Consider the following 26,859-nt stretch of genomic DNA (forward strand, 5'->3'; position numbering starts at 1 on the left):
GTGACATGATGAGCAAGGATAACAGCCCGCAGGTAACGCGGCGCGGGGCGATGCGCGCGGTGGCGGCGGTGGCGGCATCCACCGCGGCCACCGGCGCGCTGGCCGCGCAGCCGGGCGAACGCCCCAATATCCTGTGGATCGTGTCAGAGGACAACAATCCCTATGTCGGGGCCTATGGTGACCGGCTGGCGCATACGCCCACGATCGACGGTTTGGCGAAAAAGGGGCTGTTGTTCCGCAATGTCTATAGCAACGCGCCCGTCTGCGCGCCGTCACGCTTTGGCATTCTGACGGGGACCTATCCCGAAAGCTGTGCGCCCGCCAACCACATGCGCGCCAACGCCCATTGGCCGCGCGAGCTGAAAACCTATCCCGAACTGCTGCGTCAGGCGGGCTATTTCGTCAGCAACAACAGCAAGACCGATTACAATTGCGATATCGAGCCAGAGCGGATCTGGGACTTGCAGGGGGGGGCGGGCCATTGGCGCCGGCGCCCGGCAGGCAAGCCGTTCATGGCCGTGTTCAACCACGAAACCACGCATGAAAGCCGGTTGTTCCAGCCAACGCCGGGCCGCGTCACGCCCGATATGGTCAGCCTGCCGCCGTTCCTGCCGGATACGCCCGGCATCCGTCAGGACTTTGCCAGCTATTACAACATGATGGAAAAGATGGACGGGCAATTGGCCGCCCGGCTGGCCGAATTGGCGGCCGATGGGCTGGCCGATGACACCATCGTCTTCCACTATTCCGACAATGGCGGCGTGCTGCCCCGGTCCAAACGCTATTGCTATGACGAAGGCTTGCGCTGCGAGATGGTGGTCTATGTCCCGCCCAAATGGCGCCACCTGATGCCCGCCGCGCCGGGCAGCGAGATCAAGAGCCCGGTCAGCTTTATCGATCTGGCGCCCACGCTGTTGGCGCTGGCGGGTGTGGCCCAACCCGCCCAGATGCGCGGCCGCCCGTTCCTGGGGGAAAGGGCCGCGCCGCAGCGCTATGCCTTTGGCATGCGCAACCGCATGGACGAACGCTATGACTTTCAGCGCACCGTCACCGATGGCCGCTGGCGCTATATCCGCAATTACATGCCGCACCGCCCGTGGGGGCAGCATCAGGCGTTCGAATGGCTGGCCAAGGGCTATCAGGACTGGGAAACGGCGCATCGCGCAGGGCGGCTGAACGCGGTGCAGGACCGGTTCTTCCAGACCAAGCCGTTCGAGGAATTGTACGACCTGCACGCCGACCCGCACGAGATCGCCAATCTGGCCGGCACGCCCGCCCATGCGGCGCAACTGGCGCGGCTGCGGGCTGCGCTGGACGCGCATATGGTGGCGATCCATGACAATGGCTTCATCCCCGAAGGCATGGCGGGCGAAGGGCTGGTGGCCAGTCGCAACGCGGCGATCTATCCGCTGGCGCGGGTGATGGCGGTGGCCGGGGACGCGGCATCGGGGCGCAAGAGTCCGGCCCAACTGGCCGCGCTGTTGCGCGATGGCGTGGCGGTGGTGCGCTATTGGGCGGCGATGGGGCTGTTGATCGCGGGGGCGCGCGCCGCGCCGCAAATGGGCGCGATGCAGGCTGCCTTTGCCGCCGAAACCAGCGACCACGTCCGCATCTGTCTGGCCGAAGCGCTGATCCGCGCCAAGGCGGCGCCCGCCCCGCTGGTGGACTATCTGGCGGCGCAGGTGGCGCAGCAGGCGGCGTGGCCGTTGCAGCTACAGGCGCTCAACGCGCTGACCTATGTCGGCGAGGCCGCTCGTCCCGCCACCCCGGTGATCGCGCAAGCGGCGCAAAGCAATCAGGAATATGTCCGCAATGCGGCGCGTTACCTGACCTCGGTGCTGGATGGCAGCTATACGCCTGCCAAGCCGATCTTTGACTATGAACGCATGATGCGCCGAATGGCGGCTGGCGAAAAAGGCGTGGCCTGATCGCGTTGCCCCGCGCCCGGTCTGGCCAGTGGCCGGGCCGGGTTGGGCCGGTCAAAAGGCGTATATGTCCAGACAATGCTGCCGATCGCCATTGGTCGATCCGCGAATGATCAGCTCATGCTGAAAGCTGACCTCGGGCACGCGCTGGTGGATGGCGGCATGGACGGCGGCCTGCGCGATCTGCGACACCGGCTGACGCACGGTGGTCAGCGGCGGCCATACCATGCGGGCCAGCGGCGCATCGTCAAAACCGGCCACCGCCAGATCATCGGGCACGCGAAAGCCCAGCTTGTGCGCCTGTGCCAGCACCCCTGCGGCCATGTCATCGCTGGCGGCAAACACGGCGGTGGGGCGCTGGGGCAGGGCCAGCATCTCGGTCACGGCGCGCACGCCACCGGCAAAGTTGAAATCGCCACGGATCACCAGATCGGGATCATAGGCAATGCCGGCCGCCGCCAGCGCCGCGCGATAGCCAACCAGGCGTTCCTCTGACGCGCGGATCGGCAGGGGCGGGGCCACCATGCCGATCCGGGTATGGCCCAAAGCGATCAGATGCTCGACCAGCCGGATCGAAATCGGGGCTTCGTGGACGGGGATGACCATGCCGGGGGCGTCGGTGACGCCGGCGATACGCACGATCGGCAGGCCCTGATCGGCCAGCCCCTGCAAAAAGACCGCATCGTTGCAGAAGGGCGGCGCGACAATCACCGCATCGGGCCGCGAGGCAAAGCGCAGGCTTTCGGCGGCGTTGTAGTTGTCGCCGCGCCAATCGATGGTTTCGGTCGTGACCTGATAGCCCTGTTCACGGCAGGCCGAGGCCACCGCGATCATCATCCGCGCGATATAGCTGATCCCCGCGCGCGGCACGATCAGACCGATGATAAAGCTTTTCTGCGCAGCCAACTGTCGCGCCGCCAGCGAGGGGCGATAGCCCAGTTCGCGGATGGCCACCTCGACCCTTTCGCGCAGATCCTTGCCCACCGAAGGCTCGCCATTGACCACGCGCGCCACGGTTTTGAAGGAAACGCCGGCAAGTTTGGCAACATCCTTGATGGTCGGCACGAAATGGAGGCCCTTTGGTCAGGCGGCCGCAAGTGGGGGCGCTGAGAAGTTTTCGACCATACGGATTTGCCAGCGTTATCGCAACCATACTGCGTCGGGGCAGGCATGTTACGCCTTGGCGGCGAACTGGTCATAGGCCTCGACGGCCTGGGCTGCGTACATCAGGCTGGGCCCGGCGCCCATATAGATCGCCATGCCCATGGTCTCCATCACCTCTTCGCGGGTGGCGCCATGCTTTTGCGCGGCCTGGGCGTGGAACGCCACACAGCCATCGCAGCGGATCGCCACCGCAATACCCAGCGCGATCAGCTCCTTGGTCCGCGCGTCCAGCGCGCCCTCGGCCGTGGCCGAAGCCGCCATCGCGGAAAAAGCCTTCATCACATCGGGCGCGCCCAGACGCACTTCCTTGATCGCGCCCGACAGTTCCTTGGCCATCTGCGGCCAGTCCTTGTGCATGAGTCGTCTCCGGTGTGTGGTGTAAATCGTGCTTGACGAATATTCCAAATATCAAATATAAGCAAGGCGTGATTTCGAGGGGCCATCCGGTCCCCGCGCAAAGGAGCGGCACAATGGTTTTCGGTTTTGGCAAAACGTCCCAGCACCGCGAGATTTCGGCACCCGAACTGGCCCAGATGATCGACGCGGGGGCGGCCATGGTCGTCGATGTGCGCGAGGTGGACGAGTTTGCCGCCGGCCACATCCCCGGCGCGGTGAACATGCCGCTCTCGACCTTTCAGGCCAGCCAGTTGCCCGATGCCGGGGGCAAAACGCTGATCCTGAACTGTCTGGGGGGTAAGCGTTCGGGGATGGCGCTGGACAAATGCGCCGCCGCGCAGGCGGTGGTCGACACCCATCTGGCCGGCGGCTTTGGCGCTTGGGCCAAGGCAGGCTTGCCGGTTGAGCGTTAAGCGGGCCGGGCGCAACAGGGAGGCGGCGATGCGCAGGGCAAGGGTCATCATCGCGGCATGGATCGCGCCGGTTCTGGCGGTGGCGCTGTCGGGCTGTGGGCGGGAACAACCCACCACTCCGCCCGCGCGTCAGGCGGTGGCGGGGCCGCGCCTGACCGTGGCCTTGGCCGACACGGCTGATTGGCAAACCGTCCCGGCCGAGGTGACGTCACAGGATCAGGCGCAGGTGCTGGCGCGCGCGTCCGGCGTGCTATCGGGGTTGAGCGTGCGCGCGGGCGACAGCGTGCGGCGCGGGCAGGTGATCGGCCGCATCAGCGACAGTCTGGGCGGCGGCAATGCGGCGGGCGCGGCCGCCATGGCACAGGCCGAACTGGCGCAGGCCGAATTGAAGCGCGTGCGCTTCCTGTATCAGAACGGCGTCTATGCGCAGGCCCGGCTGGATCAGGCCGAGGCGCTGGCCCGGATCGCCCACGCGCAGGTGTCGGGCATCAGGGCGACTCTGGCGGTGGTGGCCCCCGCCACGGGACGGGTGCTGCGCGCCGATGTGCCGATGGGCGCGCCGGTGGCGCCCGGGGTGGTGGTGGCCACGATCACTTCTGGCCCGGTGTTGTTGCGTCTGGACCTGCCCGAAGCGCTGGCCGCGCGGGTGATGCCCGGCGCACAGGTGCGCGTGGCCGATCTGCCCATGCCGGGCCGCGTGACGCGGGTGTACCCGGCGGTGCAGGCCGGACAGGTACAGGCCGATGTCGCCATCGCCGGGCTGGACGCACGGTTGATCGGGCGGCGCATGGTGGCGCAGGTGGCGGCGGGCAACACCCGCGCGATCATCGTCCCGCGCGCCTTTGTCACCACGCGCTATGGTCTGGATTATGTCACCATCGTGGCCCGTGACGGCAGTGGCGCACAGGTGCCGGTGCAAACCGCGCCCGCGCCTGTGGCCGATGGCCGGGTGCAGATCCTGTCGGGGGTCAATCCCGGCGATGTTCTGGCCGCTGCTGCGCCATGAGTCTGGGCATATCGGGCCGCATCACCCGCGCCACCATCGCCAGCCCGCTGACGCCGCTGTTCCTGTTGGCGGCGATTCTGGTCGGGTTGATCGCCACGCTGACCATCCCGCGTGAGGAAGAGCCACAGATCAAGGTGCCGATGGTCGACATCAGCGTCGCGGCCCCCGGCCTGTCGGCGGCCGACGGCGTGGAGCTGGTGGCCAAACCGCTGGAAACCATCGTCAAAAGCATCGACGGGGTGGAGCATGTCTATACCCAGGCCGAAGACCACGGCGTTTTGGTGACGGCCCGCTTTGCCGTGGGGCAGGACCCCGAGGCCGCCGCCACCCGCATCGACGAAAAGATCAAGGCCAATATCGAGCGCATCCCCACCGGCATCCCCATGCCACAGATCACCGTGCGCGGCATTTCCGACGTGCCGATCGTGGTGCTGACGCTGACGCCCAAACACGCCGGTTGGGACGAGCGCGGCCTCTATACGCTGGCCACCAAGTTGCGCAGCGAAGTGGCCAAGGTGGACGATGTCGGCCTGACCTTTGTCACCGGCGGCGCGCGTGAGGCGATCCGGGTGATCCCCGATCCGGCGCGGCTGGCCGCGGCGCGGGTGCCGCTCTCCAGCCTGACCGAGGCGATCACACAGGGCGGCCGCGCGTTCCCGGCGGGCGTGTTGCGCGACGGCGGCGCGGGGCTGGCGGTGACGGCGGGCCTGCCGCTGTCCAGCGCGGACGAGCTGCGGCGGCTGACGCTGCGCTCGGCGGGCGGCGCGCCGGTGCTGCTGGGCGATGTGGCGCAGGTGGTGCAGGGCGCGGCCGACGATCAGGCCCACAGCTGGCGCTGGGCGCGCGAGGGGCGGGCGTGGACCATGACGCCTGCCGTCTCGATCGCCATTGCCAAACGCAACGGGGCCAATGCGGTGGAGGTGTCACAGGCCATCGTCGCGCGGGTGGCAGCCTTGCAGGGGGGGCTGATCCCCGATGGCGTGGCGGTGAACATCACCCGCAATTACGGCGAAACCGCCAATGACAAGGCGAACGAGCTGATCTTCCATCTGGCGCTGGCCACGGTGTCGATCGTCATCCTGATCGGCTTTGCCATCGGCTGGCGCGAGGCAGGCGTCACCGCCATCGTCATCCCCACCACCATCATGCTGACCATGTTTGCCTCGCGCATCATGGGCTTTTCGATCAACCGGGTGTCGCTGTTCGCGCTGATTTTCTCCATCGGCATTCTGGTGGATGACGCCATCGTGATGATCGAGAACATCGCCCGGCATTGGAGCATGGCAGATGGCCGAACCCGCCAACAGGCTGCCATCGACGCCGTGGCAGAGGTGGGCAATCCCACGATCATCGCCACGCTGACGGTGGTGGCCGCGCTCTTGCCGATGCTGTTCGTCTCGGGGCTGATGGGGCCCTATATGGCGCCGATCCCGATCAATGCCAGCGCGGCGATGGTGTTCAGCTTTTTCGTGGCGGTGGTGATTGCGCCGTGGCTGATGATCCGTTTCGCGCGCGGCGCCTTGGCGCATGACGGGCATGAGGATGGGGGCCGGCTGGGGGCGATCTATGCCCGTTATGCAGGGCGCGTCATCGCTACCCGCGCCGGTGCCCGGCGCTTCCTGTGGGGCGTGGGCGTGGCCACGCTGGTGGCTGGCGCGATGTTCTATGTGCAGGCGGTGACGGTCAAACTGCTGCCCTTTGACAACAAGAGCGAGGTGCAACTGGTGATCGACCTGCCCGAGGGCAGCGCGCTGGAAACCACGCAGCGCGTGGCCGAGCAGGCCGCCGCCATCGCTCGCCAGATCCCCGAAGTCACCGCGATGGAGGCCTATGCGGGCACGGCCGCACCGTTCAATTTCAACGGTCTGGTGCGGCATTATTTCCTGCGCGCGCGGCCAGAGATGGGCGATGTGATGGTGGCGCTGGCCCCCAAGGGCGAACGTAGCCGGTCCAGCCACGCCATCGCCGTCGACCTGCGCCAGCGGTTGCGCGCGGTGGCTTTGCCCACGGGCGGGGTGATCAAGGTGGTCGAAACGCCCCCCGGCCCGCCGGTGCTGGCCACGCTGTTGGCCGAAATCTATGGTCCGGACGAGGCGACGCGCCAGAAAACCGCCCGCGTGGTCGAACAGATCTTCCGCTCGGTGCCGTTCATCGTCGATACCGACAATTCCTATGGCCAACCGCGCCCGAGCCTGCGGCTGGTGCCCGATCGCGCGCGGTTGGACCAGTATGGCCTGTCGCAGCGGCAGGTGATGGACAGCATCGCCGCGCTGATGGGTAATCAGACGCTGGCCTATGTGCCGCGCGGGGTGGACCGCGATCCCCTGCCGATCGAGATCGGGCTGGATCAGGCGCAGCGCCAATGGAACGGCGCTCTGGCCGCAACGCCGGTGGCCGTGGCGCCGGGGGGGCAATTGCTGAGCCTGGGCGAATTGGTCGATGCCCGGCGCGAGGCGGGCGGGCAGGCCATTTTCCGCCGCGATGGCCGGGGCGCGACGATGGTGATGGCCGATCTGGCGGGCCGATACGAGGCGCCGGTCTATGGCCTGTTGGCGGTCGACCGCGCGATCGAGGCCTATGACTGGCGCGCGGCCGGTCTGGTCAAACCCGACATCCGCCTGCATGGCCAACCCGCCGACGAAACGCGCGCCAGCCTGTTGTGGGATGGGGAATGGGAGATCACCTGGGTCACGTTCCGCGACATGGGGGGCGCGTTCATGGTGGCGCTCTTGGCGATCTATGTGCTGGTGGTGGGCCAGTTCGGCAGTTTCAAACTGCCGCTGGTGATCCTGACGCCCGTGCCGCTGACTTTGATCGGGATTGTGGCGGGGCATATGCTGTTTGGCGCGCCGTTCACCGCCACCAGCATGATCGGCTTTATCGCGCTGGCGGGGATTATCGTGCGCAATTCGATCCTGCTGGTCGATTTCATCCGCCATGCCGCAACGCCGGGCAAACCGCTGCGCGCCGTATTGATCGAGGCCGGGCGCATCCGCGTCAAGCCCATCGCCCTGACGGCCGCCGCCGCGATGATCGGGGCCAGTGTGATCCTCACCGATCCGATCTTTCAGGGGCTGGCGATCTCTTTGTTGTTTGGTCTGGCGTCCTCGACGCTGCTGACGCTGCTGGTGATCCCGGCGATTTACGTCGTCTTGCGCGACGATGGCATCGCCTTACATGAGGGCGCATCATGAAACCCGCCGACCTGTCCGAACTGAAGGCCAATGCCGCCCATATGGCCGCCCGCCTGAAGGTGATGAGCCACCCTGAACGCCTGTTGATGCTGTGCCGCATGGACGAGGGCGAGGTGAGCGTGAACGAACTGGTGGCGATGACCGGCCTGTCGCAATCGGGCGTGTCACAGCATCTGGCGCTGTTGCGCGCCGAGGATCTGGTGCATGTGCGCATCGACGCGCAGATCCGCTGGTACAGTCTGAAGGACCCGGTGGTATCGGGCGTGATCCATGCCATGTGTGCGCTATGCGCGGCCGGAGTGGTTGGCGATGTGGTGGGGCAGCACGCCGCGCCCGACAGCGCCAGCGCGTCACACCCATAAAAAAAGCCGCGAGGAGATGAGGGATCCGCCTCCTCGCGGCAGTCAACCCGTTGGTCCAGCAGTGCAGGGCTACACCAACGAAAGGGTGATTACATCTTGACCTTCAGTTGCACGCCAAAGCTGCGCAGTTCGGGCAGGCCCAGCTGAATCGCCGAGAGCTGGCTGAAATAGCTGCTGGTCGAGTTATAGGTGTAGTTCGAGGTCGCGGCGCTGACCGTGTGGTTGTTGAAGATGTTGTTGACATAGACGCTGGCCGAATAGCGCCCCTTGGTCATGCCCAGACGGGTGTTGAACAGGTGCTGATCAGGGGTGCGCGTCACATTGGCCGCATCGATCCACACGCCCGACTTGAAATTCCAGTCGGTGCGCAAGAACCATGTGGCGTCATCCAACCCCTTGATGTCGCCGCCAAAGGTGACGCCCATGTTGGCCGAGTATTTGGACACGCCGCCCATTTCCTTGCCATAGAAATTGCTGGTGGCGTACAGCGCCGTCAGCAAGGCGTTGGCATAGGTGATGATGCGCGATCCGGTATAGGCGGCGGCCGCATCCACCGTGATCAGGTCATTGACCTTGTACGTCAGATTGGCTTCGGCGCCGTACATGTCGGCATTGCCCGTGTTCAGGTTGGCCGATGCCAGCAGGATCGAACCCGTCGCCGAGTAATAGGGGAAGTTGGTCGAGTTGATCTGGTTCTTCCACTGGGCGTAATACAGCGAGGCGGTATAGCGCAGGCGGCCATCAAGCAGCTTGCCCTTGGCGCCGATTTCATAGTTGGTGACCTTTTCCGGGTCGGCATACAGCTTGACCCCGGCGGCCTGCGCGGCGGTCTGCACGGCCTGCGATTGCGTCACCACCCCGCTGTTGAACGAGGACGGGTTCACGCCCTTGGACCACGAGAGATAGACCATCGCCGCCTTGCTGAACTGATAGCTGAGCATGGCGCGCGGCAGGAAGTTGCGGAACGTCTTTTCACCCAGCAAGGCGCCGGCCGCGTAATAGCCGGGCGTGATATACAGGTTGGCGCTGGTGGCGGTATAGGGCGTGGCCGACTGATAGGCCGCGATCGTGTCGATCTGATAGCGCCCTTCAAAGCTGCCCGACAATTGCGGCGTCACGTCATAGGTCGCGCTGAAGAACGCGCCGAAGGTCTTGGTCGCGCTGCGGCCAGACACCGAATAGCTCAGGAACGTGTCGGCATAGCTGCCCAGCGCGCCCTGCGTCTGCGCGCTCAGATAGCTGGCGCCGACCACACCGCGCAGATTGCCGAACTTGTAGTTCAGGCGGCCTTCGGTTGACCAGTCGCGGCTCCAGCGGTCGACCTCATACGGCCAGTTGAAGCTGGAGGTGCCAAAGCCGTCCAGATCGATCAGGCTGGAATAGGTTTCGTGGTTATAGCCGGCCAGCAGTTGCAGGTTCAGTTGCTGGCTGAACTTGTAATCGATCACGCCATGGGCATGCTGCGAATTGCGCAACAGGCCAAAGTGGTCGACCAGATCGCTGGATTTGAGCAGCGTGCGGTTGGCCAGGCGGGTGCGCAGCGTGTCGGTCATCACAGCGTTCGACCCCACCGCATTGGTATAGGCCGGCAGCGTGCCGCAGATCCACGGATGCGTGCCGGTGCCGCTGGCATTGGCGAAGGAACAATTGGCCTGGCTGACCTGTTGCACAGCGCCCGTACCATCGGCATTGGCCGTCACGTTATAGGCCAGAATGCGCGTCTGGGCCGAAATGCCGTCATCATCGCGGCCCATCATGCCAAACAGCTTGATCGTCAGGTCGCTGGTGGGCTTGGCCACGACCATGGCGGTGAAATTGCGGCTGGACTGATCGCCCAGCGTGCTGCCGTCATAATTGCGATAGGTGCCGTCCTTGGTCCAGTACAGGCCGGTCAGGCGAAAGGCGATGTCGCCGTTCAGGAAGCCGCCCTCGATGCTCCCCTGCACCTTGCGCGCGGCGTGGTTGCCCAGTTCCACCATCAGGTCGCCGCCCCAGCGGCCGCTCGGTTCCTTGTTGGTGACGTTGATCGCCCCGGCAAAGGTGTTGCGGCCAAAGAACGCGCTTTGCGGGCCTTTGAGCACTTCGATCTGCGCCGGATCGGTGATCGAGGTCAGCTGCGAGGGCGAGGACACCGCCACGCCATCGATGAACATCGCCACCGTGGTGACCGTGGCAAACTGCGGGGTAAAGCCGCGCAGGCTGATCTGCTGGAACGAACGGTCCGACCGCCCCGACGAGGCGTTGTTGACGTTGATGCCGGGCGATGCGGCCACAACACCCGTGACCGAGGCAATGCCGCGCTGCTCCAACTGGGCCGAGGTCATCGCCTGCACCGTGACGGGCACGGTCAGGATGTCTTCCTTTTGCTTGCGCGCGGTGACGGTGATGGCGTTGTCATCCTGCGTCGCGGGGGCGGCAGGCGCGGCAGCGGCCGCCGTGGCGGGCAGTGCCAGCGCCAGTGCCGTAGAAGACAACAGTGCGGAGAATGTCGTTCCGGTCATGATTTGTGATTCCCTCAATGTATTGCCTCCGAATATAAACAAAAAGGCGCAATTACTCGTTTCGAAAGGAAGGTTTTCCTTGCGACATATTCATTTGATTCGGATCAATTGAGGTTACTGTTTTGTGGCTATCGGTATTCCTTTTGCAAATTACTATTCGCATGGTGGATAAATTATTGTTGTTACTGTAAAATTTCGGAAACACAGGATCGTGCCCGCCAGCTTGCGCCGCAGGTCGTTGGGACGTGGGGAAAAGGGGGGTTATGCCGTGCCGTGGCCCGCCTGTGGTCAAATGCTGCGATGACGGGGTGGTGGCGCGACCCGCCATTGCCCGATTGGCGGTTATTCAACGGCTTGCGCGGGCCTGCGGCTAGATGGCTTGTATGGATGGCCTTATACGCTTTGCGCATAAGCCTTGGCGCAAGACCGGATCGTGAAAGTGATGCCCCATGACGCTTGATCTGCGTGCTCTTCAGCATTTTCTGGCGATCAATCAACAGGGTGGCTTTGCCCGCGCGGCGCGTGCCCTGCGTATCAGCCAGCCCAGCCTGTCGCGCTCGATCGCCCTGCTGGAGCAGCAATTGGGCGCGCAATTGTTTGACCGCAGCACCAAAGGCACCGCGATCACCGGCGCGGGCATGCGCCTGTTGCCGCATGCCACGATGATCATCGACGGGGTGGAACGGGCTCAGGCGCTGTTTGAATCGCCCGCCACCGAAAGCTTTGCCCAATTGCGCATCGGCCTGTCGCCGCATCTGTTGCATGGCGCGGGGGCGGCGGCGATTGGCGCAATTCTGGCCGGTGATGGCCGCACCCATGTCGCCACCAGCACCGGCACGATGGAAAGCCTGATCGATCAGGTCAAGGCGGGCGAGATCACCTTTGCCGTCTGCCTGATCGCTACCCGGCTGATGCAGAACCTGAACCGCTATGAAGGCTGTGGGTTTGAGGAGATCGCCCATGAAACGCTGATCCCGGTGGCGCGCCGTGACCACCCGGTGTTTGATGATGCCCCCACGCTGGGCCGGTTAAGCCAGTGCGATTGGGCCGTGCCGCACCAGATGTCTGTCAGCTACCGCTTTGAATCGGTGTTCTTTCGCCAGAACCTCGCGCTGCCCAAAGAGCGGCTGAACACCACATCCATGGGGCTGATGCGGGCGGCGATTGCGGATTGGGGGCTGATCGGGCTGATGCCGCGCAGCATGGTGGGGGATGATCTGGCCAGCGGCGCATGGGCGCTGGTGGATGCGCCCGATCTGGTGTTTGACTATGCCCTGGCGATCATTCGCCCGACCGCGCTGGCCCCCGGACCAGAGGCCTTGCGCGCCATGGCAATCCTGCGCGACCGGCTGGGCATGACCGTCCCCGGCCTCGTCTGCGCGCCCTAGGCCAGCATCGCCGCGTCGATTTCGCGGCGGAAGTGGGCGGCATTCAACAGCCCGGCCTCGTCCATCAGATCGGGCACAAAGGCGGCCGAAAAGAACGCCCCGCGCAGGGCGATTTCAAACTGGGTGGCGGCGCGGTCGGGGTGGGGGGCGCCCATGCGGGCGAACAATTGCGCGGTATGCCCGGTGCGCCGGGCAAAGGATTCGCGCAGCAACCGATTGGTTTCGGGATGCCGCCGCGCCATCAAAAAACATTCATAGCGCGCCAGCATCCCCATGTCGCCCCGCCCGCTCTCCGCCTGTGTTGCCCGCACCTGTGCCAGCGTGTCGGCAAACCATTGCGCCAGATCATCGGGCGAGGGGGCGTCATCCTTGTCGGCCCATGCGGCAAACAGCATGTCGATCCGGCGGAAATCGGCGGCAAACAGATGGCGCACCGTGGCCATCACCAGATCCTCGCGGCGGCGGAAATAGGCCGATGTTGTGCCTTCGGCATAGCCCAGCAGGCGGTCGATCGCCCGGTGGGTCAAAGCCTTGCTGCCGCCTTCGCCCAGAATGGCGATGGCCGCATCGGTGATCGCCGCGCGGCGGTCTGGGGGGGCACAGGGATCGGCAGTGGGCATGGGGCGTGTCCTTTGCGCGCGACCATGCCGGGGTTTGGGGTCGCTTGACAAGCGCGCCAAACCTCTACATTTGTAGAAGGTATCGGCACGCGGATGGGGAGAGGCAAGCATGCGCAAAACAGGGTGGACCATGGCGGCGCTGGCCATGGCACTGGCATGGGCGCTGGCGTCGGTGCCAGCCATGGCGGCAGGCCCGGTGTTGGCTGGCGGGGTGCCGACAACCGGCTGGATCACGCTGGGCACGGCCGGAGGGCCGGTCGCCTCGCCCACGCGCAGCCAGCCCGCCAATGCGCTGGTGACGCCCGATGGCGTCTATCTGGTGGATTGCGGCGATGGCTGTGTCGAACAGCTGGCCAAGGCGGGGATCGGGCTGGACCGCATAAAGGGCCTGTTTATCAGCCACCTGCATTACGACCACGTGGGCGGCGTGTCGGCGCTGCTGGGGCTGCGCCATCAAACCAGCAATTACGCGCCGCTGCCGATCTATGGCCCGCCCGGCACACAGGCGATGGTCGATGGGCTGATCGCGGCGATGCGCCCGTTTACCGAACTGGGCTATGGCCTGCCCGGTGTGCCTTCGATTGATCCGGCCACCACGGTACGTGTCACCGAAATGCGCGGCGGAGAAAGCGGGGCGCTGAACGGCCTGCGCTTTGCCAATGCGCAGAACACGCATTATTCCTTCGCCCCCGGCAGCGCCGAGGACGCCCGCTTTCGCTCGCTGGCCTGGCGGTTCGAGACGGGCGGGCGCAGCTATGTCTTTACCGGCGACACCGGGCCCAGTCAGGCGGTGATCGATCTGGCGCGCGGGGCCGATGTGCTGATCAGCGAGATCATCGATCTGGATGCCACCGTCGGGTTGGTGCAGCGGCAAAACCCGAACATGAGCGCGCAGGGCAAAGCGGGCATGCTGCAACATCTGAGCCACCACCACCTGCCCGCCGCCGAGGTCGGGCGGATGGCGCAGGCGGCCGGGGTGCGGCAATTGGTGGTGACGCATTACGCCCCGTCCAATCCATCGGCGGCGCTGGTGGCGCGGATGCGGGCACAGATCGCCGCGCGCTATCACGGGCCGGTGGTGATGGCGCGGGACGTGGCCCGCTACTGACCGGCGCCACTGACCCGTGATAGCGCCCGCGGCGCTTGAGCGTCACTTGTGCTTTCGCGTCAGCCTGAACGGAAAAAGCTTTAGGCCTGCATCGTCCTGCGGCGGCTGGCCAGCCGGTGCGCCATGGTGATCGCGCCCGCCGCCCCCAGCACCAACGCCATCGCCAGCAGCGGGATCTTGTCCGCGCTGTGCCAATGGACCAGTTGCGCGGCCAGAAACGGCCCCATCGCGCTGCCCGACATTTGCGCCGTCGGGTTCAACAGCGCCGCGCGCGGCCCTCCGTCCAGTTGCATCAGCAGCGGGATCTGGAAGGTGGGGACAAAGATCCAGAAAAAGCCGAATTCGAGAAAGGCCAGCACATGGGCCAGCGGGTGGTCCAGACCGGCCACCGTCACCATCGCCAGACAGATCGCGCCAATGCCGCACAGGATCGCCCAATAGGGCGCCGCGTGCCGGGCGATCAGCGCCGATAGCATGCCCCCCAGCATTTGCCCAAACAGCGATAGCGGCAGGAGATAGGAGGCATTCGCGCCGCTGAAACTGCGCCCCTCGACCACCTGTTCGGCATAGATCCAGAAGCCCATGATGCCCGCCATGAACAGCAGCGATCCCGCCAGCCCCAACAGCCCCGGCAATCCCGGCAAGCGCGCCGCCCAAGGCCGCGCCGCGCCGCTTGTCTGGGTGGTGTCGGGCGCCAGCCTGTCGGGCAGGCCGATCACCGCGATGGCGCTGATCGCCTGCAACAGGGCAAACAGCTGATAGCCGGAATCGGCCGACAGCCACAGCGGGATCTGCAGGATCATCAGCCCGGCCATCACCAGCGCCACCCCGGTGCGCAACGCGTTGAACAGCCCCAGCGTCAAGGCGGGCGCATTGTCGCGCGTCAACATCGAGATCAACAGCCAGATCAACAGGCCCGAACTGCACCCATTGGCAAAGCGGATGAGGATGATGGCGGTATCGTGCAGCAAGGGGGTGAGGCCATTGCACAGCGCCCCAAGCACCATCGCCAGACCCGCTTTCAGGCGCAACTGGGTTTTGGCCAGAAAGGTGGCGGCAAGGGTGCTGACCAAAAGCATGCCGGCGGCCTGCGCGGCGGCGGCATGGCCCAACTGGGCAGGGGTCAGCGCGCCCGATTGCACCAGTCGTCCCAGCAGCAAGGGTTGCAGCAGCGTGGCGCAACTGCCGAACAGACAGCACAGCACCACGGCCACTTTGGCCCGCCCCGTCAGGCCGCGCTCTGCGACGGCATCATCAGGCGCGCCCTTGCGCAAAACGCTCCCCCCCTTTTGGTGTTGTCTCTCGCGGCGTGGCCGATGGCATCAGGATGGGGCAATCACGGCGCTTGGGCAAGGCGCTTTTCCCCACGGGGCGTGTGGTCAGGGCCGGTGGGACGGCATGCCGCTGGATCTTGGCGCCGGGTCGCTATAGGCTGGGGGCCAAGTGTGCTATGTGACGCAACAGACAGATTTTTTTGGGCAAATTCGGGGGTGGGGTGCAATATGGCGGGGAATCCTGGGCGCGCAGGTTTGGTGGTGTTGCTGGCCAGTGTGTGGCTGGCGGGATGTGGCGGCGATGGCGGGGTGAATTCCACCCCGGCGGCCACCGCGCCCTTTCCGGTGAAAAGCGGCGTCAGCTATGCCGGGGCCACAGCGACCATGGGCTATAACGGCACGCTGGCCAGCGGCGTCAGCGGCAGCAGCGCCACCGTCACTCCGGCGGTCAGCGCGCAGGCCAGCGCGACCACGCTGGCCTATAACGCCACCTCGGACACCTATACCGTGCAGGCAGGCGGCGCCTCGGCCAGCTTTGCCCCCGCCAGCAAGACCGCCGCGAGTGGCTATGCCGCCAATTACGTCAGCGGCGGCGACAGCCTGAGCCTGTATGGCAATGCCGTGGCGGGCACCACCGGCACCGCGCCGGTCACGCTGACCTATGCCAGCTTTGCCCTATGGACGCATACGGACGCGGCCACCAACCAGACCACGCTGACCTATTACGCCTATGGTCAGCCCACCGCCACCAACAGCATGCCGGTCAGCGGTTCGGCCAGTTATGACACCACCGTGTCGGCCTATATGCTGCAATCGAACTATGTGCCGACGAGCGGGACGGCGCTGACCGGCACGGCCAGCTTTACCGCCAATTTCGCCAATGGCACCATCGCCACCAGCCTGTCGCTGCAACCACAGGGCGGGGCGATCGCGGGCAGCGCGGGCGTGTATGGCGGCACCGGCACGATTTCGGGCAGCACATTTGCCGGGACATTCACCACCGGCACCAACGCCTTTGTCAGCGGCACGTTCAACGGCGGCTTCTTTGGCCCCTCGGCGGCCGAGATGGCCTATGCCTTTGCCATCCGTGGGCACAATGCCGATCCCTATGCCGGGGCCACGGTCGCGCCGGGCGACATTTCGATCGCGGGCGTGGTGCTGGGCGCGCGGCACTGATCGGGTGATGCGCGTTGAGGGGATCTAACGCGCATCATATTGCTATCATTTACAACAAAATTGGCGCGCGCGGCGGGGCTGGCGTATTGCCGCCCCCCCCCCCGCCCATGGTGACCGGGCCTTGCGCGGCGCTGTTGATTATCATGCGGGCGGGTTTAATAGGGCATGCCTTTTTTCTCCCAGCTTCGCCGCCGTCATGTCACGCGTTGTGCCCTTGGTCTTGCCTGTCTGGGGATGGGCCTGAGTCAGGGGTTGGCGCTGGCGCAGGAGATCCACGCGGTGCGCGCGGTAGTGCATACTGACCATGCGGCCGGTCCCCGCTTTGACCCGTCCGACGCGCTGGGCGGGGGTGTTGATGGCGGCTATGACGGCGATGCCAAGCGACTGTATACGCGCCACAATGTCGCCGCGCTGCGCAGCGCCCGGCTCAACCGGCTGACCTATCGCCTGCGCACCGAACTGGGGATCGAGAACTGGCACTGGAACCCCACCGGGCAATGGAGCGATCCGGCCCGCAGCCAAGGCTATTGGACGTCGAGCGACCGCGCGGCCAAGCCCATCGGCGTGTCATGGGGGTACAAGCTGCCTCGGCGGGGCGACACCAATGACAACGCCAATAACAGCGATTATTCCCGCCTGACCGATGGTGATGAGACCAGTTTCTGGAAATCGAACCCCTATCTCGACCCGGCTTTCCTGAAAGATGGGCGGCCCCATGCGCAATGGCTGCTGCTGCGCTTTGACACCCCGGCCCAGATTGACGCGGTGCGGATTGCCTGGGGCACGCCTTATGCCACCCGCTATCAGGTGCAATATTGGTCCAGCGACAATGACTATGGCGAGGGCGCGCATTGGATCACCTTTGACCAAGGCAACATAACCGCCGGGGCGGGCGGCGAGGTGGTGCTGAAACTGGCCGATCGCCCGGTCAGCGTGAAATATCTGCGGGTGCTGCTGGAGCAGGGATCGAACACCGCGCCGGCCGGTGCCAGGGACTGGCGCGACCGGGCCGGTTTTGCCGTGCGCGAGATCGGCGCGGGGCGGATGGGCGCGGATGGCCGGCTGGTTGATGTCGTCCGCCATGCCGCCGACCACAACGGGCAGACCTTTGCCCATGTGTCGTCCACCGATCCGTGGCACCGCGCGATTGACCGCGATCCGCGTCTGGAACAGGCCGGGCTGGATCGGGTGTTCCGCAGCGGGCTGGGCGGCGGGCGGCCGGTGATGCTGCCGGTGGGGGTGCTGTATGACACGCCCGAGAACGCGGCGGCCGCCTTGCGCTATGTGCGGTGGCGGGGATATCCGGTAACTCAGGTGGAATTGGGCGAAGAACCCGATGGCCAGTATGGCGAGCCCGATGACTATGCCGCGCTGTATCTGGCGTGGGTGGACCGGCTGCGGCCCCATGCCCCCGGCGTGCAATTTGGCGGCCCCAGCGCGCAAAGCGCGTTGAGCGACACATGGCTGCTCTCCAACCCCGAGCGTTCGTGGAACAAGCTGTTTATCCAATCGCTGAAGGCACGCGGGCGGTTGGCCGATCTGCAATTCTATTCGTTTGAATTCTATCCGTTTGATGACATCTGCGGCGCGATCCCTCCGAAATTGATCGAGGAGGAGGCTTTGATGCACACGCTGATGCAGCGGTTGAGCGATGAGGGCGTTGGCCCCGGCATTCCCCGGATCATCACCGAATATGGCTTTTCCGCCTATTCCGGGCGGGCCATGTCCGAAATGCCCAGCGCGCTGTTGATGGCCAATATCATCGCCCAGTTTTTGCAGGAGGGCGGGGATGCGGCATATTTGTTCGGCTATGTGCCCAATTGGCCGATCAATCAGAACATGCCTTGCGCCGGTTATGGCAACATGATGCTGCATATGGCCGATCCCAAGGCGCAGGCGGGCACGCCGCTGCCCAGCTATCACACGGCCCGGATGTTGACGGGCGATTGGATGATGCCGCGTGGGGGGCATCGTTTCCTGCCGGTCGAGGTGACGCATGGGGCCGATCCCTCGCTGCGGCTGTATGCCTTGCGGCGGCCCGATGGGCGGTTGGGCCTGTTGGCGATCAACCGCAGCACCGATCGCACGGTGTCGCTGCGGGTTTCGGCCCAAGGCGGGGTGGGCGCGGCGCGGCCGATCAGCGGGCGGGTGCGGATCAGCACGTTTGGCCCGGACCAATATGTCTGGCTGGATCAGGGCCCGCAAAGCCGTCCGGGACGCTCGCTGCCCGCGGCCAGCCACAGCGCCGATGTGCGCGATCTGGAGATTGTGGTGAAGCCGCTGAGCCTGACCACGGTGATTGCTCCGGCCAAGTAAGCGTGGCGGCATGTCGCAGGCATTCTTGCCCCTGATGGCAAGACGCCGATAGACAAGCGCCCCGTTGACCAACATACTCCCCCCACGAGCCAGAGGGGGAGTGGCCATGTTTTCAGGCAAGCGGCGCGGGCGTTGGCTGGTTTTGCTGATGGCGATGCTGCCTTTGGCGGCGCGGGGCGATATCGCGCCGCGCGTGACGATGGCCACACCGGGCGGCGCGGGCGAAAACAGCGGGGCGATCGAACGCTTTACCCTGCGCTTTTCCGAAGCGATGGTGCCATTGGGCGACCCGCGCAAAAGCGCCCCCGCCACGACCGATTGCGCCAAGGGCGCCAGCGGCCACTGGGTCGACCAACAGACCTATGTGCTGGATTTCGATCAGCCACTGCCCGGCGGTATCACCTGCAAGGTGCGGCTGCGCGATGGACTGGCCACTTTGCGTAAAGCACAGGTGCGCGGCATCACCAGTTGGACGATCGACACGGGCGGCCCATCCCTGCGCGCGGTGCTGGCGCCGGGTGAGGACGGCGACACCGTTGACGAGGATCAGGTGTTCATCGTTGCCACCAACACCCCTGCCGATCGCGCCTCGGTTGCGGCCAAGGCGGGCTGCGCGGTGTCGGGTCTGGGCGAGATGGCAGCGGTCGATGTCCTGCCCGAAGGCACGGTGGCCTCGGTGCTGTCGGGGCTGGGTGATGACAATTGGCGCGTCACCGATTTTCTGGAAACGGCGCAGATCAAGGACAAGAAGCTGAGCGATCCGCGCCTGATGGCGCTGCGCTGCCGCCGCCCGTTGACGCCCGCGCATGACATGTCGCTGATCTGGCCCGCCACGATCGCCAATCTTCAGGGAAAACCGGCGGGCTTTGATCAGCGTTTCGATTTCAAGGTGCGCGCCGCCTTCGAGGCGCGCTGGGAATGCAGCCGCGCCAATGGCGATGCCGCCTGCAGCCCGATCACGGCGGCGACGGTCTCGTTCACCTCGCCGGTGGATGCGGCCACGGCGCTGCGGGCGCGGCTGGTGTTTGCAGATGGTTCCACCCGCGCGCCGCGTCTGGCCGATGATGACAAAAGCGCGCGCGAAGTGGGATCGGTGACCTTTGACGGGCCGTTCCCGGCGCTGTCCCGCGCCAGCCTGACGTTGCCGGCCGGGCTGCGCGATCTGGCGGGGCGGGCATTGGCCAATGCGGCGCGCTTCCCGCTGCCAGTACGTTTTGCCGCCCAGCCGCCGCTGGTCAAATTCGCCGCGCCCTTTGGCATTGTCGAGGCGTCCGATCCGGTCCTGCCCGTAACCGTGCGCGCGGTGGAACCCGTGCTGGCGGGCCGCATGACCAGCGTTGCGGGGCAAAGCGCCAAGGTGGCCGATGATGACGCCCGCATCGCCGCATGGGTGCGCAAGCTGGAGGGGGCCGAGACGGCCAATTACGTGCGCGTCAATGTCGACAAGCCCAATGAGCGCGTGATCAACCACACCCGCGACAAGCCGCTGTTGACGCCCGCTCCGCGTCAGGGGGCGATCCGGCCGGTCAGCCTGCCTTTGCCGGGCAAGGGCCGCGATTTCGAGGTGATCGGCATCCCGCTGGCGGGCAAGGGTTTCCATGTGGTGGAATATGCCAGCCCCGTGCTGGGCGCCTCGCTGCTGGGGCGCCCGGCGCCGCGCTATGTCGCGGCGGGCGCGCTGGTGACGGACATGGCGGTGCATTTCAAATGGGGGCGCGAATCCTCGCTGGTGTGGGTGACGGCGCTGGCCTCGGGTAAGCCGGTGGCCGATGCCGCTGTGCGCGTGACCGACAGTTGCAATGGCCGGTTGCTGGCACAGGGCAGCACCGATGCCAGCGGTCGGCTGCATATCGGCGCGATCCTGCCTGAACCGGGCACCGATGGCAGTTGCAGCGACAGGAGCGGCCATCCGCTGATGGTCTCGGCCCGCGCGGGCGACGACATGAGCTTTACCCTCAGCAATTGGAACAAGGGCATTTCGCCCTATGATTTCGACCTGAGTTTCGGCCGCGATGATCAGGGCGAGATCATCCATACCCTGTTCGACCGCACACTGGTGCGGGTGGGCGAAACGGTGCATTTCAAGCATATCCTGCGCCGCAAGGTGGGCAATGGCTTTGCCTTTGCCGATGGGGTCAAGGGTAAGCTGGTGCTGCGCCACATGGGCTCGGACATCAGCTTTACCCTGCCGCTCGAAATAAGCACCGGCGGCTTTGGCGAGGGCGCGTGGAAGGTGCCGCAGGGCGCGCCGCTGGGCGATTATGCCCTGGCATTCGAGGTCGATGGCCGCAGCTTCTCGACCGAGCAAAGCGTGCGGGTGGACGAATACAAGCTGCCCACGATGCGCGCGGCGATCACCCTGGCATCGGCCGCGCGTGAGGCGATGGTGCGGCCCGCCAGCGTGCCGCTTTCCCTGTTTGTCGGCTATATGTCGGGCGGGGGCGCGGGGCGTTTGCCGGTCACGCTGCGCACCGATTTTACCGATTGGTCGCCCCATCCCAAGGGGTGGGAGGCCTATGGCTTTGGCGGCGAGGCGGTGGTCGAAGGCACGCGCGCCATGGGTGGATCGGGCGAGGGGATCGCGCCCAAGCTGCCCTTTGCGCAGGTCTTGCCGGTGACGCTGGGCGCGGATGGCACGGCGCGCGCCGATGTGGCGGTGGGTGAGGCGATCACGCGCCCCATCTCGCTGAACATCGAGATGGATTATCCCGACGCCAATGGCGAGACCATGACCGCCGGGCGGCGCATCCATCTGTACCCGGCGGCGGTACAATTGGGGCTGAAAACCGATGGCTGGCTGATGCGGGCCGATGATTTGCGGTTGCAAACGGTCGTGCTGGATCTGGATGGCCGCCCCATGGCCGGTAGCAAGGTGACGGTGGAGCTGTACTCGCGCCAGATCATCACGGCGCGGCGGCGGTTGATCGGCGGTTTTTATGCCTATGACAATCAGGAAAAGGTGACGAAGCTGGACGCGCAATGCGCCGCCACCAGTGATGCGCAGGGGCGGGCCGCGTGCCAGATCGCGCCGGGCGTATCGGGCGAGGTGACGGTGGTGGCGCGCGTGGCCGATGCGGCGGGGCGTGAAACCCGCGCGGTCACCACCGTGTGGCTGGCGGGCAAGGATGACTGGTGGTTTGGCGGCGACAATGGCGACCGGATGGACGTCATCCCGGAAAAGCCCGCCTATCGCGCGGGGGACACGGCGCGGTTTCAGGTGCGCATGCCGTTCCGCGCCGCCACCGCGCTGGTGACGGTCGAGCGGGAGGGGGTGCTCTCCTCTTTCGTCACCGAACTGTCGGGCACCGACCCGGTGGTCGAGGTCAAGATGCCCGCCGCCTATGCGCCCAATGTCTATGTTTCAGTGATGGCGGTGCGCGGGCGGGTGACCGGATGGCGCGCTTGGCTGGCCGAAATGGCGGAAAAATGGGGGCAATTGCTGAACCGCGAACCGGTGACGTCGACCGTCGATCTGGCCAAACCGGCCTATCGTCTGGGCATGGCCAAGGTGCAGGTCGGTTGGGAAGGGCACCGTTTGGACGTGGCGGTCAAGGCGGATCGCGAACGTTATGGCGTGCGGGAAACGGCGCAGGTGACGGTGGCGGTGCATGAACCGGGCGGCGCGCCCGCGCGGGATGCTGATGTCACCTTTGTCGCGGTGGACGAGGCGTTGTTGCAACTGATGCCCAATCCCAGTTGGCAGGCGCTGGAGGCGATGATGGGCGCGCGCGGGCTGGAGGTGACAACCTCGACCGCGCAGATGCAGGTGGTGGGCAAACGCCACTATGGCCGCAAGGCGGTCGCGGCGGGCGGCGGCGGTGGCGGCGATGCCTCGGGCGTCAACCGTCAGAATTTCCAGCCGGTGCTGTTGTGGAAGGGCCATGTGACGCTGGATGATCAGGGCGTGGGCCATGTCGCGGTGCCAATGTCGGACGCGCTGTCGCGGTTCCGTCTGGTGGCGGTGGCAACGTCGGGGGCGCAATTGTTTGGCACCGGCGAAGCGGTGATCCGCACCGCGCAGGACCTCTCGCTTTATGCGGGCCTGCCGGAACTGGTGCGGTCGGGTGACCACTATGACGCGGTGTTCACGGTCAAGAATGACAGTGATCAGGCGATGAAGATCACAGCGCAAGCCAGCCTGAACCCGCAGGCCGCGAAACTGCCCCCGATCCGGCTGGATCTGGCGGCGGGCACGGCGGGCACCTTGCGCTGGAGCGTGGAGGCGCCGCCGCAGTCGGGCGTGCTGACATGGGACGTGCAGGCGCGGGCCGATGGCGGCGCGCAGGACCGGTTGGAGGTGACCCAGACAGTGGTCCCCGCCGTGCCGGTGGAGGTATGGGCGGCCAGCCTGATGCAGGTGGGTGGTCCGGTCACGCAGATCACCGCGCCTTTGGGCGCTTTGCCTGGCGGCTATGTCACGGTTGATCTGACCGACAGTCTGGCCGCGCCTTTGGGCGGGGTGCGCAGCTATATGCGCGAATATCCGTGGAATTGTTTTGAACAGCGCCTGTCGCGCATGGTGGCGACGGGGGATCGGACGGGGTGGCCTTCGCTGGCGGCGGCTTTGCCCACCTATCTGGATGGCGATGGGCTGTTGCGTTACTGGCCCGATGCCGGGGCCAAGGGGTCGCCTGAACTGACCGCCTATGCCGTGGGTATCGCCAGCGCGGCGGGGCTGCCGCTGCCCGACGCGGAAAAGGCGCGGATGCTGCGGGCCTTGCGCAATGTGGTCGAAGGGCGGTTGACCGCGCAGCGCGGCATGCGCGTGGATGAGCGCGTGGTGCGGATCGCCGCGCTGTCGGCCTTGGCGCGGGCGGGGGCGGCCGATCCGGCGCTGGTGGCGCGGATTGACATGGTGCCCGCCGCCATGCCCACATCGACACTGGCGCAATGGATCGTCGCGCTGGACCGCCTGCCGCGCGCGCCGCGTGCCGCTGCCTTGCGCGCGGCGGCCGAGGGTGAGTTGCGGCAGCGTCTGGTGTGGTCGGGCACGCGGCTGGATCTGGCCGATGGCGCGCGCGCGCCGTGGTGGATGATGGTCAGCGCCGATGAAATGGCCGCGCTGACGCTGGACGCGGTGCTGGGCAAGCCCGGCTGGGCGGCCGAAACGCCCCGGTTGATGACAGGGCTGGCCGCGCGGCAATTGCGCGGGCATTGGGACACCACGCCCGCCAATGCTTGGGGGGCGCTGGTCAGCCGCCGCTTTGCCGCGGCCTATCCGGCCAGCGCGGTGGCGGGCATTACCCGCGTGACGCTGGGTGGGCATGGTGTGCAACAGGCATGGCCGCGTATGGGCGTGGTCGAGCCTTTGCGCCTGCCGCTCTCGCCGGGAGGGCTGAGCCTGACGCATGGCGGCGGGGCGGCGCCTTGGGCGGTGGTGTCGGTGCATGCCGCCGTGCCGCTGACGCAGCCGCTGGCGGCGGGCTATCGCCTGAGCCGCAGCGTCAGCGTGGTGGCGGCGCGCGATCCGGCCCATCTGACGCAGGGCGATGTGTTGCGGGTACGGCTGACGATTGACGCCAGCGCGGATCGCAATTGGGTGGTGCTGGCCGATCCCTTGCCACCGGGAGCAACGGTGCTCTCGGGTCTGGGTGGGCAGTCGCAAATGCTGCGCAAGGACGAAGGCAAGGACAGCGCGGGCCCATCGCCCAGCTATACCGAAAACGGGCGGGAGAGTTGGCGCGCCTATTTTGAATGGCTGCCGCGTGGACGCACGGTGGTGGAATATACCGTCCGGCTGAACGGGGCGGGGCGCTTTACCCTGCCACCCGCGCGGGTTGAGGCGATGTATGCCCCCGATATCCACGCGCAGCTGCCGGTGGCGCCGATGAGCGTGTTGGCGCCGTAAATGCGGCGTTGGCTGGCCACATGGCGGGGCGTGTGGCGCGACATGAGTGTGCGTCAGCGCTGGATCGCGGGGGGCGTTGTCACGGCGCTGGCGGTGCTGTTGGCGCTGGATTGGGCAACGCACCCGCCGTCCGTGCCCGACCTGTCGGCGCAGCAGCGCCAGTGGCAGTCCAGCGCGGCGTGGCTGTATGACCGGCATGGGCGGTTGCTGGAAGAGCAGCGGATCGACTTTGACCAGCAGCGGCTGGGCTGGACGAAGCTGAGCGAGATGCCGCCTGAATTGCCCGCGATGCTGATCGCGGCCGAGGACCGGCGATTCCGCTGGCATGGCGGGGTGGATTGGCTGGCGCTGGGTGGATCACTGCGCGACTGGTTGACGCAGGGGCGGGCGCGGCGGTTGCGCGGGGCCTCGACCATCACGATGCAGACGGCCGCCTATGTCTGGCCACAGATCGGCGCGCCGGGCCAGCGCGGCTGGCGGGCCAAGTTGCGCCAGATCCGCGCCGCCCGCGCGTTGGAAGACGCGTGGAGCAAGGACGAAATTCTGGAGGCATACCTGAACCTTGCGCCATTCCGGGGGGAGGCGCAGGGCGTGGCGGCGGCGGCGCAAAACCTGTTTGGCAAAATGCCCGCGCAGTTGGACCGGCGCGAGGTGGCTTTGCTGGTGGCGATGTTGCCCAACCCCGGCGCCGAGCCTGCGGCGCTGGCCAAACGCGCCTGCCGTCTGATCCCGGGCGATTGCCCCGCCCTGACCGCCCTGGCGCATAGCACGGGCGAGGCGGCGCGGAACAGGACACAGGGGCCGGGGCTGGCTCCGCATCTGGCCGCGCATCTGTTGACGCGGGCCGGGATGAAGGTGACCACCACGCTGGACGCGGGGCTTCAACGCACCGCGATCGCGGCCTTGCGCCATCAGTTGCAGGGTCTGGGCGCAAGGCGGGTGCGCGATGGGGCGGTGGTGGTGCTGGACAATGCCAGCGGGGATGTGCTGGCCTATGTTGGCGGGGTGGGGCTGGGCTCGACCGCGGCAATGGTGGATGGCGCGGCGGCGCACCGACAGGCGGGATCGACGCTTAAGCCGCATCTCTACGCCCAACTGATCGAGCGAAAATGGCTGACGGCGGCGTCGATTTTGGACGACTCCCCGGTGCAGCTGGACACCGCTTCGGGCCTGTATGTGCCGCGCAATTACGACAATCAGTTCATGGGGCCGGTTTCTGCCCGGCGGGCGCTGGCCAATTCGCTGAACGTGCCGGCGGTGCGGGCATTGCTGTTGGCCGGGGTTCAGCCGTTCCGCGACCGTCTGGCCGATCTGGGCTATGATGATCTGGAAGGGGACGGGGCGTTCTATGGCTTTTCGCTGGCGCTGGGTTCGGCCGAGGTGAGCCTGTTGCAGCAGGCCAATGCCTATCGCACGCTGGCCAATCTGGGGCGCTGGTCGCCGATCCGGCTGCGCGCGGACGAGCCTGTGGCCCCCCCCCGGCAGGTGCTGGACCCCGGCGCGGCATGGATCATTGGCGATATGCTGGCCGATGCCAGCGCGCGGGCGAACACGTTCGGGATCGATTCGGCGCTGCGCCTGCCATTTTGGGCGGCGGCCAAAACCGGCACCAGCAAAGCGATGCGCGACAATTGGTGCGTGGGCTATTCCGACCGCTATACCGTGGCCGTCTGGGTGGGCAATCTGGAGGGCGACCCGATGCGGGCGGTGTCGGGCACGGCGGGGGCAGCGCCCGTGTGGCGTGACATCATGCTGGCGCTGCACGCAAGGGGCACGGCGCATGCGCCGCCACGTCCGGCCAATGTCGTGCCCACGCGAGTGACCTTTGCCGTGGGGCATGAACCGCCGCGCGTGGAATGGTTTCTGGCCGGGACGCAACAGGCATTGATCGCGCCCGCCCCAGGTTTTGCCGAAAAGCCGCATATTACCAACCCGGTGTCGGGCGCGGTCTATGCCATTGATCCCGACATTCCCCCCGCGCGCCAGACCATCGGCGTGACGCTGGCCGGGGACGTCAGCCTGTTGCAATTGCGGCTGGACGGCCGACCCTTGCCGCCCGCCGGGGCCAGTCAGCAGGTGCCGCTGATCCCCGGCAGCCATCTGTTGACGCTGGCCGATGGCCGGGGGCGGATGGTGGATCAGGTGCGCTTTTCGGTGCGATAGGCCCA

The 26,859-nt window shown here is 66.3% G+C and carries 16 protein-coding genes; 11 read left to right on the forward strand and 5 right to left on the reverse strand.

Annotated features, from left to right (window positions below; all coding sequences use genetic code 11):
* Window positions 1-8: 8 nt before the first annotated feature.
* The gene (locus tag GTZ99_RS00680; RefSeq protein ID WP_161716368.1) at window positions 9-1,928 is read left to right on the forward strand and encodes a sulfatase family protein; all 1,920 of its coding nucleotides are present in this window, start codon (window positions 9-11) and stop codon (window positions 1,926-1,928) included.
* A 51-nt stretch (window positions 1,929-1,979) separates the two neighbouring features.
* Here GTZ99_RS00680 and GTZ99_RS00685 read toward each other — a convergent pair whose 3' ends face one another.
* Both GTZ99_RS00685 and GTZ99_RS00690 read right to left on the reverse strand, forming a co-directional pair.
* Entirely contained in the window at window positions 1,980-2,990 is a 1,011-nt protein-coding gene (locus GTZ99_RS00685; RefSeq protein ID WP_161716369.1) for a LacI family DNA-binding transcriptional regulator, read from the reverse strand.
* Window positions 2,991-3,098: 108 nt separating this feature from the next.
* On the reverse strand, window positions 3,099-3,446 hold the full coding sequence (locus GTZ99_RS00690; RefSeq protein WP_161716370.1) for a carboxymuconolactone decarboxylase family protein: 348 nt from the start codon (window positions 3,444-3,446) through the stop codon (window positions 3,099-3,101).
* 113 nt (window positions 3,447-3,559) lie between these two features.
* Between GTZ99_RS00690 and GTZ99_RS00695 the strand changes: the two genes are divergently transcribed.
* The 4 genes from GTZ99_RS00695 to GTZ99_RS00710 are packed head-to-tail and all read left to right on the forward strand — an operon-like array spanning window position 3,560 to window position 8,460.
* Window positions 3,560-3,898: a rhodanese-like domain-containing protein gene (locus tag GTZ99_RS00695; protein WP_161716371.1), complete on the forward strand. Its 339-nt coding sequence runs from the start codon at window positions 3,560-3,562 to the stop codon at window positions 3,896-3,898.
* Window positions 3,899-3,926: 28 nt separating this feature from the next.
* On the forward strand, window positions 3,927-4,904 hold the full coding sequence (locus GTZ99_RS00700; protein WP_161716372.1) for an efflux RND transporter periplasmic adaptor subunit: 978 nt from the start codon (window positions 3,927-3,929) through the stop codon (window positions 4,902-4,904).
* Window positions 4,901-8,098: an efflux RND transporter permease subunit gene (locus GTZ99_RS00705; RefSeq protein ID WP_161716373.1), complete on the forward strand. Its 3,198-nt coding sequence runs from the start codon at window positions 4,901-4,903 to the stop codon at window positions 8,096-8,098. The genes GTZ99_RS00700 and GTZ99_RS00705 overlap by 4 nt, the downstream gene beginning before the upstream one ends.
* Complete coding sequence (locus GTZ99_RS00710) at window positions 8,095-8,460, forward strand: ArsR/SmtB family transcription factor (protein ID WP_161716374.1); 366 nt, start codon at window positions 8,095-8,097, stop codon at window positions 8,458-8,460. Before GTZ99_RS00705 ends, GTZ99_RS00710 begins: the two co-directional genes overlap by 4 nt.
* An 89-nt stretch (window positions 8,461-8,549) precedes the next feature.
* Here the strand turns inward: GTZ99_RS00710 and GTZ99_RS00715 are convergent, their stop codons facing one another.
* Window positions 8,550-10,961: a TonB-dependent receptor gene (locus GTZ99_RS00715; RefSeq protein WP_161716375.1), complete on the reverse strand. Its 2,412-nt coding sequence runs from the start codon at window positions 10,959-10,961 to the stop codon at window positions 8,550-8,552.
* Between the two features lie 449 nt (window positions 10,962-11,410).
* On the opposite strand from GTZ99_RS00715, the gene GTZ99_RS00720 reads away from it, so the two are divergent.
* Complete coding sequence (locus tag GTZ99_RS00720) at window positions 11,411-12,349, forward strand: LysR family transcriptional regulator (RefSeq protein WP_161716376.1); 939 nt, start codon at window positions 11,411-11,413, stop codon at window positions 12,347-12,349.
* Here GTZ99_RS00720 and GTZ99_RS00725 read toward each other — a convergent pair.
* Complete coding sequence (locus GTZ99_RS00725) at window positions 12,346-12,969, reverse strand: TetR/AcrR family transcriptional regulator (protein WP_161716377.1); 624 nt, start codon at window positions 12,967-12,969, stop codon at window positions 12,346-12,348. The genes GTZ99_RS00720 and GTZ99_RS00725 overlap by 4 nt on opposite strands.
* Before the next feature lie 109 nt (window positions 12,970-13,078).
* Here GTZ99_RS00725 and GTZ99_RS00730 point away from each other — a divergent pair, with 109 nt between their 5' ends.
* Window positions 13,079-14,077, forward strand: a complete 999-nt coding sequence (locus GTZ99_RS00730; RefSeq protein ID WP_227711010.1) for an MBL fold metallo-hydrolase — start codon at window positions 13,079-13,081, stop codon at window positions 14,075-14,077.
* Between the two features lie 80 nt (window positions 14,078-14,157).
* Here the strand turns inward: GTZ99_RS00730 and GTZ99_RS00735 are convergent, their stop codons facing one another.
* Window positions 14,158-15,351 (reverse strand): hypothetical protein, encoded by a 1,194-nt coding sequence (locus GTZ99_RS00735; RefSeq protein ID WP_161716378.1) that lies wholly within the window; start codon window positions 15,349-15,351, stop codon window positions 14,158-14,160.
* A gap of 228 nt (window positions 15,352-15,579) precedes the next feature.
* Between GTZ99_RS00735 and GTZ99_RS00740 the strand changes: the two genes are divergently transcribed.
* From GTZ99_RS00740 to pbpC, 4 genes are all read left to right on the forward strand, one after another.
* On the forward strand, window positions 15,580-16,527 hold the full coding sequence (locus GTZ99_RS00740) for a transferrin-binding protein-like solute binding protein (RefSeq protein WP_161716379.1): 948 nt from the start codon (window positions 15,580-15,582) through the stop codon (window positions 16,525-16,527).
* A 234-nt stretch (window positions 16,528-16,761) separates the two neighbouring features.
* Window positions 16,762-18,843 carry a discoidin domain-containing protein gene (locus GTZ99_RS00745; protein WP_161716380.1) on the forward strand — a complete coding sequence of 694 codons (2,082 nt, stop codon included), beginning with the start codon at window positions 16,762-16,764 and terminating at the stop codon, window positions 18,841-18,843.
* Between the two features lie 106 nt (window positions 18,844-18,949).
* Window positions 18,950-24,691, forward strand: a complete 5,742-nt coding sequence (locus tag GTZ99_RS00750) for an alpha-2-macroglobulin family protein (RefSeq protein ID WP_161717012.1) — start codon at window positions 18,950-18,952, stop codon at window positions 24,689-24,691.
* A complete protein-coding gene (pbpC, locus tag GTZ99_RS00755) occupies window positions 24,692-26,854 on the forward strand; it encodes a penicillin-binding protein 1C (protein ID WP_320076604.1) in 2,163 nt (720 codons plus the stop codon).
* Window positions 26,855-26,859: the final 5 nt, after the last annotated feature.

The sequence above is a fragment of the Novosphingobium ovatum genome, assembly GCF_009909235.1.
GTDB classification, from domain to species: Bacteria; Pseudomonadota; Alphaproteobacteria; order Sphingomonadales; family Sphingomonadaceae; genus Novosphingobium; species Novosphingobium ovatum.